Source organism: Flavobacterium sp., assembly GCF_035456085.1.
GTDB lineage: Bacteria > Bacteroidota > Bacteroidia > Flavobacteriales > Flavobacteriaceae > Flavobacterium.
Map to the genome: position 1 here is coordinate 1 of NZ_DATIDY010000105.1, position 12015 is coordinate 12015.

General features: G+C 34.5%; 11 protein-coding genes and 1 riboswitch. All 11 genes read left to right on the top strand.

The window, feature by feature from the left end:
- The coding region (locus tag VLC96_RS07980; RefSeq protein WP_325261951.1) for a trans-sulfuration enzyme family protein at positions 1-682 on the top strand (682 nt) is incomplete at its 5' end.
- Positions 683-755: 73 nt separating this feature from the next.
- Positions 756-1277 (top strand): alpha/beta hydrolase, encoded by a 522-nt coding sequence (locus tag VLC96_RS07985; protein ID WP_325261952.1) that lies wholly within the window; start codon positions 756-758, stop codon positions 1275-1277.
- A gap of 211 nt (positions 1278-1488) precedes the next feature.
- Positions 1489-1899, top strand: a complete 411-nt coding sequence (locus VLC96_RS07990; protein ID WP_325261953.1) for an RrF2 family transcriptional regulator — start codon at positions 1489-1491, stop codon at positions 1897-1899.
- Positions 1900-2147: 248 nt separating this feature from the next.
- On the top strand, positions 2148-2849 hold the full coding sequence (locus VLC96_RS07995) for a phosphoadenylyl-sulfate reductase (protein WP_325261954.1): 702 nt from the start codon (positions 2148-2150) through the stop codon (positions 2847-2849).
- A 135-nt stretch (positions 2850-2984) separates the two neighbouring features.
- Positions 2985-3884 carry a sulfate adenylyltransferase subunit CysD gene (gene cysD, locus VLC96_RS08000; protein WP_325261956.1) on the top strand — a complete coding sequence of 300 codons (900 nt, stop codon included), beginning with the start codon at positions 2985-2987 and terminating at the stop codon, positions 3882-3884.
- Between the two features lie 161 nt (positions 3885-4045).
- A complete protein-coding gene (locus VLC96_RS08005) occupies positions 4046-5290 on the top strand; it encodes a sulfate adenylyltransferase subunit 1 (protein ID WP_325261958.1) in 1245 nt (414 codons plus the stop codon).
- Between the two features lie 97 nt (positions 5291-5387).
- Positions 5388-7478, top strand: a complete 2091-nt coding sequence (locus tag VLC96_RS08010; RefSeq protein WP_325261959.1) for a ferredoxin-like domain-containing protein — start codon at positions 5388-5390, stop codon at positions 7476-7478.
- Entirely contained in the window at positions 7471-8259 is a 789-nt protein-coding gene (gene cobA, locus VLC96_RS08015; RefSeq protein WP_325261960.1) for a uroporphyrinogen-III C-methyltransferase, read from the top strand. Before VLC96_RS08010 ends, cobA begins: the two co-directional genes overlap by 8 nt.
- Positions 8260-8395: 136 nt before the next feature.
- Entirely contained in the window at positions 8396-8977 is a 582-nt protein-coding gene (locus VLC96_RS08020; RefSeq protein ID WP_325261961.1) for a precorrin-2 dehydrogenase/sirohydrochlorin ferrochelatase family protein, read from the top strand.
- A gap of 410 nt (positions 8978-9387) precedes the next feature.
- Positions 9388-10440: an NAD(P)/FAD-dependent oxidoreductase gene (locus tag VLC96_RS08025; RefSeq protein ID WP_325261963.1), complete on the top strand. Its 1053-nt coding sequence runs from the start codon at positions 9388-9390 to the stop codon at positions 10438-10440.
- Positions 10441-10630: 190 nt separating this feature from the next.
- Positions 10631-10737, top strand: a riboswitch (SAM riboswitch).
- Positions 10738-11010: 273 nt separating this feature from the next.
- Positions 11011-12012: a homocysteine S-methyltransferase family protein gene (locus VLC96_RS08030; protein WP_325261965.1), complete on the top strand. Its 1002-nt coding sequence runs from the start codon at positions 11011-11013 to the stop codon at positions 12010-12012.
- The last annotated feature ends 3 nt before the right edge of the window (positions 12013-12015 follow it).

The window sequence follows — 12015 nt, forward strand, 5'->3', positions numbered from 1 at the left end:
TGATTTGGAGTTTTTAGGGAAAATTGCCAAAAAACATAACTTGATTTTGATTGTAGACAATTGTTTTGCTACTCCTTATATTCAGCAACCAATTAAATATGGTGCACATATAGTTGTGCATTCGGCTACAAAATTGATGGATGGGCAAGGACGCGTTTTAGGTGGAATTGCTGTTGGAGACTCTGATTTGATTCGCAAAATATATTTGTTTTCAAGAAATACGGGACCAGCAATGTCACCATTTAACGCTTGGGTATTGTCTAAAAGCTTAGAAACTTTGTCAGTTCGTGTAGACAGACATTGCGAGAACGCTTTGAAAGTGGCTGAATTTTTAGAAAGTCATCCAAATGTAAATAGCGTGAAATATCCTTTCTTGAAATCACATCCAAAATATGAAATTGCCAAAAAACAAATGCTTTTGGGCGGTAATATTATTGCGTTTGAAATTAAAGGCGGAATCGAAGCAGGAAGAAAATTTTTGGACAGAATTAAATTATGTTCGCTCTCAGCAAATATTGGAGATGTCAAAACTATTGTGACGCACCCGGCTTCAACAACACATAGCAAATTATCCGTTGAAGAAAAATTAGCTGTCGGAATCACCGAAGGTCTAGTGCGCGTTTCTGTTGGTTTAGAAAATGTGAAAGATGTTATCGCAGATTTAAATCAGGCGCTTTCTTAAGATTGTAGATCCATTAATATAATAGCCCACGGTTTTAACCGTGGGCTTTGTGTTTAATTTTTAAGCCTAATTTATGGTAAAACTCAGATTACTTATTTTATCAGATTTATTTGGGGGTAAAAATCCCAAATGGCTAAAAGCGTATTTAGAAATATTAGAATCTAAATTTGACATTCAATATTATGACGTTCTTGAATTAGGGGAAATTGACGTTAGTGATTCTAATGAAATGGATATTCATAACCAATTTGTAAATGGAGGAATTGACAAAGCAGTTCAAAATATATTACGCTGTGAAAAAGAAGAAGTCCATGTTTTAGGATTTAGTATAGGCGGAACAATTGCATGGAAAGCTGCTTTAGATGGATTGAAAGTTTGTAATTTCATCGCTGTTTCTTCAACAAGATTGCGTTTTGAAACCAGGAAACCAGATTGCAAAATCCAATTATATTTTGGCGAAAAAGATCTTAATGCACCAAGTCTGGAATGGTTTTTAGATTTAAAAATTCAAAACCATTCTTTTGAAAATCAAGATCATCAATTATATTTTAAAAAAGATAATGCTCATCTTATTTGTAATGATTTTTTAGCATAAACATGATTTGTACTAGTAAAATAGATTAAAAAATCATCTCACAAACACAATTTAATTCAAGTTTAAAAAAATAAAAACAAAACTATATCAAATTGGTAGAATTTAATTCCGTTTTGTTAGTTTTCTCGCTCAAAATATCTATTTTTGTTGCAGAATAATATAAAGCTGTTCATTTAAACAATGGCTTCTAAATTAAATTTAAAATTTAAATATGCTTTCAAAGAAAACTAAGTACGGAATTAAAGCTTTGACTTATTTGGCTAGACGTGAGAATAATGAGCCAGTTGCTATTGCAGATATTGCTCAAAGTGAGCATATTTCGATTAAATTTTTGGAAAGTATTTTATTATTACTTCGAAATTCAGGATTTCTTGGCGCCAAAAAAGGAAAAGGCGGTGGTTATTATTTAATCAAAGATCCAAAAGAAATAAGTATGGCAAAAGTATATCGTATCCTTGAAGGTCCGATTGCTTTACTTCCTTGTGCAAGTCATAATTTTTATGAAAGATGTGACGATTGTGATGATGAAACTACTTGCGCAGCCCGCCGATTAATGACCCAAGTGAGAGATAATACTTTAAAGATATTAGAAAGCAATACTCTGGCAGATATAGCTTTTTAGTTTTATTTTAAAAAGAGTAGTTTTTATAATTAAATTAACAGGCTGTCTTTTAGTTAGTTGTAATTTTGCCTAACAGTTTTTAGATTACCAGCTCTATGATATTGCAAGTTTTTTAACTTCTTCAGATTTAATTGTTTTTTAAAGTAAAAAAATAATTTTTTTGTTTTGATATTTAGAAATATGTAGTACTTTTGCAAAGTAATCTACTAAGCCGATAGGGTAATAGATTTTAAATAAAAATAGAAAGAATGGATTCGTCAGTAGTAAATATTTTATTAGAAAAAACAGTCAACTTTTCAATTGAGGAAACTTTGGCATTTTTGGCTAATGAATATCCAAATAAAGTGGTTTTTTCTACTTCATTTGGGCAAGAAGATCAGGTGATTACAGCTTTAATTGCTAAAAATGATTTGCCAATCACCATTTTTACATTGGACACAGGCAGATTATTTCAGGAAACATATGATGTTTTTCATAAGACTTTGAAGAAGTATAAAAAAAACATCGAGGTTTATTTTCCCGAAGCAACTTCAGTTGAAGCTTTATTGAGAGAAAAAGGTCCTAATAGCTTTTATGAATCGGTGGAGAATAGAAAAGAATGTTGTTTCATTCGTAAAGTGGTTCCGTTAAAAAAAGCTTTGGCTGGAAATTCAGTTTGGATTACTGGTTTAAGAGCCGAGCAATCAGAAAACAGAAGTGATTTGCATTTATTTGAATACGACGCCAATTTTGATATTATAAAATTCAACCCATTATTAAAATGGAGTTTAGAAGACGTTCAAAAATATATTGACGATAATAATGTACCACAAAACGCATTGCATAAAAAAGGGTTTGTAAGTATCGGTTGTGCCCCTTGTACCAGAGCAATTGCACCAGGCGAAGATATCAGAGCAGGAAGATGGTCATGGGAATCAAGCCATAAAGAATGTGGTTTGCACCAGAAGTAAGAAGACAGAAATAAGAAGACAGAAATAAGAAGGCAGATTTTAGAAAAAAGAGAATAGAAATAAAATAGTTGAGAGATTTTAGTTGAGGTCACAACAACCTTAAACTTTAAACCTTAAACTTTTAAACAAATAAAAATGAGTTCAGTATTAAAAACAAATGCTTTAGAAAGCGAAGCAATTTACATATTCAGAGAAGTAATTTCTCAATTTGACAGACCAGTTTTGCTTTTCTCAGGAGGAAAGGATTCTATTACTTTGGTGCGTTTGGCACAAAAAGCATTTTTTCCTGCAAAAATCCCTTTTCCATTATTACACGTAGATACAGGTCATAATTTCCCTGAAACTATTGAGTTTAGAGATAAATTGGTTGCCGAATTAGGATTAGAATTAATTGTTCGCAATGTGCAGGATGCTATTGATGAAGGAAAAGTAGTTGAAGAGTCTGGTAAATATTCAAGTAGAAATAGTTTGCAAACTATAACGCTTTTGGATGCAATCGAAGAATTTAAATTTGATGCTTGTATTGGTGGAGCTCGTCGTGACGAGGAAAAAGCAAGAGCTAAAGAGCGTATTTTTTCTGTTCGTGATGATTTTGGTCAATGGGATGAAAAAAACCAACGTCCTGAGTTATTTGATTTATTAAACGGAAAAATTGAAAATGGTCAAAACGTTCGGGTTTTCCCAATTTCAAACTGGACTGAATTAGATGTTTGGAGTTATATCGAACAAGAAAAAATCGAAATCCCATCCATTTATTTTTCGCATAAACGTAAAGTTTTTTTGAGAGACGGTTTAATTTGGTCACACTCTCCTTTTGTGTACCAAGAAGAAGACGAACAAGTCGAGGAACGAATTGTTCGTTTCAGAACCGTTGGAGACATGAGTTGCACTGCCGCTGTTGAGTCTTATGCAGCAACTATTCAGGAAGTCGTAGGGGAAATTCGTTCTTCGACCATTTCCGAAAGAGGGGCCAGAATCGATGACAAACGTTCTGAGGCTGCGATGGAAAAAAGAAAACAACAAGGATACTTTTAATATAATTATGAATTATAAATTTTAAATTATGAATTGTTTTTAAAACATTTAAAATTTAAAATTCAACATTTAAAATAAAAATTCAAATTTAAAGGTTTATAAAGAGGTGTTTAGAAAAACTTGAAACCTTAAACTTTTAAACTTTAAACAAAAAAACAAGAATGGAAGTTTTAAAAATAGCAACAGCAGGAAGTGTAGATGACGGAAAAAGTACTTTAATCGGAAGATTATTATACGATACAAAATCATTGACTACAGATAAAATTGAAGCAATAGAAAAAAGCAGCAAGCAAAAAGGATATGATTACTTAGATTTCTCATTGGCTACTGATGGTTTGGTTGCCGAGAGAGAGCAAGGAATTACAATTGATGTAGCACATATTTATTTTTCTACTGCTAAAAAAAGTTACATCATCGCCGATACTCCAGGTCACGTAGAATATACTCGTAACATGGTTACAGGAGCTTCTACCTCGCAAGTATCTATCATTTTGATTGATGCCCGTAAAGGAGTTATCGAGCAAACTTACCGTCACTTTTTTATCAATAATTTATTGAGAGTAAAAGATGTGATTGTTGCCATTAATAAAATGGATTTGGTAGATTATTCTGAAGAGGTTTTTAATAAAATTAAAGCTGATTTTCAGGCGTTAAACGAGAAAAGTGCTTACAAAGAACAAAACGTAAGTTACATTCCGTTAAGCGCTATCAATGGAGGAAATGTTGCTCAAAAATCAGAGAACATGCCTTGGTATACTGGACAAACTGTTTTAGAACATTTAGAAGGATTACATTCTCATGATGTTTATGAAGCAGGAAAAGCACGTTTCCCGGTTCAAACGGTAATTCGTCCAAAAACGGAAGAGTATCACGATTTCAGAGGATATGCTGGTAAATTATCAGGAAATAATATTAAAGTTGGAGATGCTGTTACGGTTCTTCCTTCTTTAACAGAATCCAAAGTGACCAAAATTCATTTTTTTGACAAACAATATGACGAAGCAGTTGCTGGTTCTTCTATCACAATTGAATTAGAAAATGATATTAATGTGACTAGAGGAGATATGATTGTAAAATCTAGTGAGCTTCCAAAAATTGAAAAAGATATTACAACGACAGTTTGCTGGATGGACAGCAAAAAGTTAGTAGCAGGGGCTAAATATTATGTGCAACACAACACAAATAGAGTTTTGGCGAAAATTGACAGTGTGAAAAATGTAATAGCAACTGATTATTCAGGAATTACACCAGCTTCTCAATTGGCTATTAATGAAATTGGAGAAGTTACTATTAAATTGAGTAAAGCTATTTATTTTGATTCATATACAGAAAACAAATCAAATGGAGCTTTTATCTTAATAGACGCTGCGACCAACACTACAGCAGGAGTTGGATTTATAAAATAGTTTTTAGCAATTGGCTATTCGCCTTTAGCAAAATAAAAAAGTAAATAACCATTACCAGCTAATAGCCAAAAAGCTAATAGCCAAAAGCGACAAAAAAATGGAAAGTTTTAGATCAGAAATAGAAAACCCGATAGTTCAAAAAGAGATTATCGATTTAGAAAAAAAGATACATTTATTCCGCAACGGAGGGATTGATGATGAGCGTTTTCGCAGCCTACGTTTGGCACGTGGAATTTACGGACAACGTCAGGAAGGCGTTCAAATGATTCGTATCAAATTGCCTTATGGTAAAGTGACTAGTGAGCAATTGGTGAATATTACAAATGTTTCTGAAAAATATTCTACAGGACGTTTGCATATTACCACTCGTCAGGATATTCAGATTCACTACGTGAGTTTGGACAGAACTCCAGAACTTTGGGCAGATTTAGCTAAAGACGATATTACTTTGCGCGAAGCCTGTGGAAACACAGTAAGAAATATTACAGGAAGCGAATTGGCAGGTATCGATGTAAACGAACCATTTGATGTTACGCCTTATGCTCACGCCATGTTTCAATATTTATTGAGAAATCCTATCTGTCAGGAAATGGGACGTAAATTCAAAATTTCGTTCTCTTCTTCAGACGAAGATACTGCTTTGAGTTATTTACATGATTTAGGGTTTATTCCTAAAATTAAAGATGGTCAAAAAGGATTTAAGGTAGTTTTCGGTGGAGGTCTAGGTTCACAACCTGCTCATGCAGAATTGCTTTCAGAATTTATCCCTGTAAACCAAATCATCCCAACAGCTGAAGGAATCATTCGTGTTTTTGACAGACATGGAGAACGTGCTAAAAGGATGAAAGCGCGTATGAAGTTTTTAGTAAAAGAAATCGGGAAAGATGCCTTTTTAGATTTAGTTGAAAAAGAGAAAAAGGCAATCGCTTTTGAAACATACGAAATTGATACAACTGCTTTTGAAGGTGCTATTCCAGAGCCTTTATTAGAAGTTCCTCAAGTTACAATTGATGATACTGAAGCGTATGCAGCTTGGAAAAAATCAAATGTAATTGCACAAAAACAAAAAGGATATTACGCAATTGGAGTTAAGGTTCTTTTAGGAGACTTTTATATAGATAAAGCAAGATTATTAGCGGATTTAATTAAAAATTATGGCGCTAATGAATTGCGTTTTTCATTGCGTCAAAACATTGTAATTCGTAATATAAAAGAAGAAAATTTACCGTTCTTTTATCAAGAATTAGCCAAATTGGATATGGTTGCTTTAGGATATAATTCAACTGCCGATATCACAGCTTGTCCAGGAACAGATACATGTAACTTAGGGATTGCGAGCAGTACTGGTATTGCAGAAGAACTAGAAAAAGTAATTGAAGCTGAATATCCGCAATACAAAAATAACCTTGAAATAGAAATCAAAATTAGTGGTTGTATGAATGCTTGTGGACAACACAACATGTCTGCTATTGGTTTCCAAGGAATGTCAATCAATGCAGGTAAATTAGTTGCACCAGCATTACAAGTTTTATTGGGTGGTGGACGTTTAGGAAATGGAGAAGGACGTTTCGCTGATAAAGTAATCAAAATACCAAGCCGTAGAGGGCCAGATGCTTTGCGTACAATCTTAAATGATTATGATGCTAATGGAAACGGACAAAAATTCCTTGATTATTATGATGCTAAAGGAGAGAAATATTTCTACGAAATTCTAAAACCTTTCGCAGATGTAACCAATCTTACAGAAGCTGATTTTGTAGACTGGGGTAACGCTGATAATTATGTAAAAGCCGTTGGAGTTGGAGAATGTGCTGGTGTTGTAATTGATTTGGTAGCGACTTTATTATTTGAAGCAAAAGATAAATTGATTTTTGCCAATGAATCTTTAGAAGAAGGAAAATGGTCTGATGCTATTTATCATACTTACGCAGGTTTTGTAAACGGAGCCAAAGCATTATTACTTTCTGAAAATGAAAAAACAAACAATCATGCAGGTATTATTGATTTGTTTGATACGGTTTTTATAGAAACTAAAAAAATTGAATTAGCAACTTCTTTCAGAGAATTGGTTTACCAAATCAATAAAAATGAGCCAAGTGAAGCTTTTGCAAAGCAATATATTCAAGAAGGGATTGCCTTCTTTGAAACAATCGAAAAATATAGAGCCAAAGATTTAGCTAATGCTTAATACAATCCAACCCAAAGTAACTTTAGTAGGAGCAGGTCCTGGCGATCCAGATTTGCTTACAGTAAAAGCTGTGAAAGCTCTTGCTAAAGCGAATGTGGTTTTGTATGATGCTTTGGCAAATGATGAGATTTTAGAGTATGCTCCAAAAGAATCTATAAAGATTTTTGTTGGGAAAAAAATAGGAAATCATACGTATTCACAAGAGCAAATTAATCAGTTGATTGTTGATAATGCACTTACTTATGGTCATGTTGTGAGATTAAAAGGTGGAGATCCATTCATTTTTGGACGTGGAAGCGAAGAAATTGAATACATTGAAAGTTTTGGAATCCCTACATTTGTAGTCCCTGGCATTTCATCAGCAATTGCGGTTCCTGCGAATCAAGGAATTTCTTTAACAAAAAGAGGAACTTCCGAAAGTTTTTGGGTAATCACAGGAACAACTTCGGATAGAAGTTTATCAAATGATATCGCTCTTGCTTCACAATCATCAGCGACTGTTGTGATTTTGATGGGAATGAGTAAATTATCACAAATTGTTGAATTGTTTCAAAAAGAATCCAAAGGAGAAATTCCTGTGGCGATTATTCAAAATGGTACAACATCAAATGAAAAAATTGCAGTAGGAACAATCGATACAATTCAAAATGAGGTTGCCGAAAATAAATTAAGTTCGCCAGCAATCATCGTTATTGGCGAAGTAGTTAAAGAAAGCAACAAATTAAAAGGGTTTTACGAAGAGTTTCTGTCAAAAGAAATAATTAATGTAAAAGTTCCGTAGGAACGAGTCATATTATAGCGTCGGGTTTCAACCCGATGATAGGAACGAGTCATATTATAGCGTCGGGTTTCAACCCGATGATAGGAACGATCAATATTATTGCGTCGGGTTTTAACCCGATGAATAGAATAACAAAATGGAAAGAAACGAATTATACCCAATTTTTTTAAAGCTACACAACATCAATGTGTTGATTGTTGGTGGAGGAAATGTTGGTTTAGAAAAGTTGTCTTTCATGTTAAAATCCAGTCCAAACGCTAATGTTGAGGTAGTAGCAACAAAGTTCATACCTGAATTGGAAGCTTTGGCAGAAAATCATCCTTCGGTTATATTAACACAATCGAAGTTTAAGAAAAAAATGCTCAAGAAACGCCACATGGTTATTGCTTGCACCGATGATTTAGAAATCAACAAACGTGTATACGATTTAGCTCGAGAGCGTTATTTAATTTGCAATATTGCCGATACACCCGATTTATGTGATTATTATTTGGGTGGAATTATTACCAAAGGAAATGTAAAAATCGCCATTTCGACCAACGGAAAATCACCAACAACAGCTAAAAGATTGCGGGAGTTTTTCGAAGAAGTGATTCCGGAGGACGTCAACAAAATGGTTGAAAACCTCAATGAATATAGAAAAACGCTCAAAGGTAATTTTGAAGAAAAGGTTCAAAGAATGAATGAGATTACAGAAGCTCTAAAAAACAAAGAATAATTTAATAGTTCCATAGGAACGGTACATTGAATAGCGTCGGGTTTTAACCCGATGAGCAAAGAATGAACGAGATTACCGAAGTTTTAAAAAACAAAGAATAATTTAATAGTTCCATAGGAACGATACATTGAATAGCGTCGGGTTTTAACCCGATGAGCAAAGAATGAATGAGATTACCGAAGCATTAAAAAACAAAGAATAATTTAATAGTTCCATAGCAACGATACATTGAATAGCATCGGGTTTTAACCCGATGAACAAAAGATGAACGAGATTACCAAAGCATTAAAAAATAAAGAATAAAAAAAATAACTAATGCCAATAAGTGATAATAATCACTTCCAAAAATAGAAATCATTAGTTTATTTGCAGATAAATAAAATAATAATAAGCGTAAAAATTTAAATAGAATGGTTAAAACAGACATACTTATAATAGGAGCCGGACCAACAGGTCTTTTCGCAGTTTTCGAAGCAGGATTACTAAAATTGAAATGTCATATTTTAGATGCGTTGCCACAACCAGGTGGACAATTATCAGAGTTGTATCCAAAGAAACCTATTTATGATATTCCAGGATTTCCTGAAGTATTAGCAGGAGATTTAGTAGATAATTTGATGGAACAAATCAAGCAATTCGAACCTGGATTTACTCTTGGAGAACGCGCCGAAACTATCGAAAAACAAGAAGACGGTAGCTTTATAGTAACGTCAAATAAAGGAAAGAGATTCCACGCCCCAGTTATCGCAATCGCTGGAGGTTTGGGAAGTTTTGAACCAAGAAAACCATTAATCGAAGATATCGAATTTTACGAAGACAAAGGAATTAAGTACTTCATCAAAAATCCTGAAAAATTCAGAGACAAAAGAGTCGTGATTTCAGGAGGTGGAGATTCCGCTTTGGACTGGAGTATTTTCTTGTCGAATGTGGCTTCAGAAGTAACTTTGATTCACAGAAGAAACGAATTCAGAGGCGCATTAGACTCAGTTGAAAAAGTACAAGAATTGAAAAACGCTGGAAAAATCAGAATGATTACTCCAGGAGAAGTTGTAGGATTGAACGGAGCTGAGCATTTAGAATCAGTAGATGTTGATATCGAAGGTGCTCACATGAACATCCCAACTGATTATTTCATTCCGCTTTTTGGTCTTACGCCAAAATTGGGTCCAATTGCTGACTGGGGATTAGAAATCGAAAAAAATGCGATCAAAGTAAACAACGCTTTGGATTATCAAACCAATATACCAGGAATTTTTGCCATTGGAGACGTAAATACGTATCCAGGAAAATTAAAATTAATTCTTTGCGGATTCCACGAGGCTACATTAATGTGCCAAGCAGCGTACCAAATCATCAATCCAGGTAAAAAATATGTGATGAAATACACCACTGTTTCCGGCGTTGACGGATTCGACGGAACTCGTAAAGAAGCTCCAAAAGCAGTAGTGAAAGCTATCGTATAAGTTGCTGAGTTACTAAGAAACTAAGTCGCTAAGATTTTTTTAAAGCTCAAACTTGAAATATAGTTTGAGCTTTTTATTTATCAGTATTTCCCTTAGAATCTTAGCAACTTAGCGTCTCAGAATCTAAGAAAAAAATACTTGCAAGTCGCAAGGCTATTTCATAACTTTGCGCCGTTCCTAATTTTATTGAACGTTATCACGAAAGGCGGAGGGAAAAGACCCAATGAAACCTTAGCAACCTCCCGTCCTACGGGAAAGGTGCTACATTCTACCACGCATCGCGGGGATAGATAACACAAGATACATTCTGTATTTTTCAAATCTTTTTTCTGATAACATATCGATAATTATTGCATACTGAATTCATTTCAGTATCAGGAGCGAAAGATTGGCGCATTTTTTGCAATCATCGTTCCCGCTGTACGCTATATCTTTTATTCTGAACCCCAGAATAAAAGGATATCGCTTCCATCGGGGCTAAAGAGCCAAGAATAGGAATTTTTGGAAAATAATAATTAAGCCAAACCTAACAGGTTTTCAAAAGCTGTTAGGTTTAATAAATACAGAATTATGTCAACAATTCAAGAAGCAATCAAAGAAAGAATCCTTGTACTCGACGGAGCTATGGGAACCATGTTGCAACGTTACAACTTCTCCGAAGAAGATTTCAGAGGAGAGCGTTTCAAAGATTTTCCACATTCCTTAAAAGGAAACAACGATTTATTATCGCTTACACAACCTCAGGCAATAGCAGCCGTTCACGCCGCTTATTTTGAAGCCGGTGCTGATATTATAGAAACCAATACGTTCTCAGGAACCACTATTGGTATGGCCGATTACCACATGGAGGATTTAGTGTATGAATTGAACTACGAGTCGGCAAAAATTGCCCGCAAAGTAGCTGATGAATTCACAGCAAAAAATCCAGCCAAGCCACGTTTTGTTGCCGGTTCGATCGGGCCAACAAACAGAACGGCAAGTATGTCACCCGATGTAAACGATCCAGGATATAGAGCAGTAACTTTCGATGATTTGAGGATTGCTTACAAACAACAAGTAGAAGCTTTGTTGGATGGAGGAAGTGATTTATTGCTAGTCGAAACTATTTTCGATACGCTAAATGCCAAAGCAGCACTTTTCGCTATCGAAGAAGTAAAAGACGAACGCAATATCGATGTGCCAATCATGGTTTCGGGAACAATTACCGATGCTTCAGGAAGAACGCTTTCAGGACAAACGGTAGAAGCGTTTTTGATTTCGGTGTCGCATATTCCGTTGTTGAGCGTAGGATTCAATTGCGCCCTTGGTGCAGATTTGTTAAAACCGTATTTACAAACGCTTTCGCATAACACTTCGTTCAACATTTCAGCTCATCCAAATGCAGGATTGCCAAATGCTTTTGGTGAATACGACGAAACCCCAGAAGAAATGCAAGCCCAAATTAAAAGTTATTTAGACGATAATTTAATAAACATCATAGGCGGTTGTTGCGGAACAACCCCAGATCATATCAAGCTAATTGCTGATATTGCAAAGGATTATAAGCCGAGGGTTTCTGAGGCAGTGATGTAAGAT

Coding starts and splice junctions, on each gene's coding strand:
- VLC96_RS07985 (WP_325261952.1), top strand. CDS start 756: ATGGTAAAACTCAGATTACTTATTTTATCAGATTTATTTGGGGGTAAA.
- VLC96_RS07990 (WP_325261953.1), top strand. CDS start 1,489: ATGCTTTCAAAGAAAACTAAGTACGGAATTAAAGCTTTGACTTATTTG.
- VLC96_RS07995 (WP_325261954.1), top strand. CDS start 2,148: ATGGATTCGTCAGTAGTAAATATTTTATTAGAAAAAACAGTCAACTTT.
- cysD (WP_325261956.1), top strand. CDS start 2,985: ATGAGTTCAGTATTAAAAACAAATGCTTTAGAAAGCGAAGCAATTTAC.
- VLC96_RS08005 (WP_325261958.1), top strand. CDS start 4,046: ATGGAAGTTTTAAAAATAGCAACAGCAGGAAGTGTAGATGACGGAAAA.
- VLC96_RS08010 (WP_325261959.1), top strand. CDS start 5,388: ATGGAAAGTTTTAGATCAGAAATAGAAAACCCGATAGTTCAAAAAGAG.
- cobA (WP_325261960.1), top strand. CDS start 7,471: ATGCTTAATACAATCCAACCCAAAGTAACTTTAGTAGGAGCAGGTCCT.
- VLC96_RS08020 (WP_325261961.1), top strand. CDS start 8,396: ATGGAAAGAAACGAATTATACCCAATTTTTTTAAAGCTACACAACATC.
- VLC96_RS08025 (WP_325261963.1), top strand. CDS start 9,388: ATGGTTAAAACAGACATACTTATAATAGGAGCCGGACCAACAGGTCTT.
- VLC96_RS08030 (WP_325261965.1), top strand. CDS start 11,011: ATGTCAACAATTCAAGAAGCAATCAAAGAAAGAATCCTTGTACTCGAC.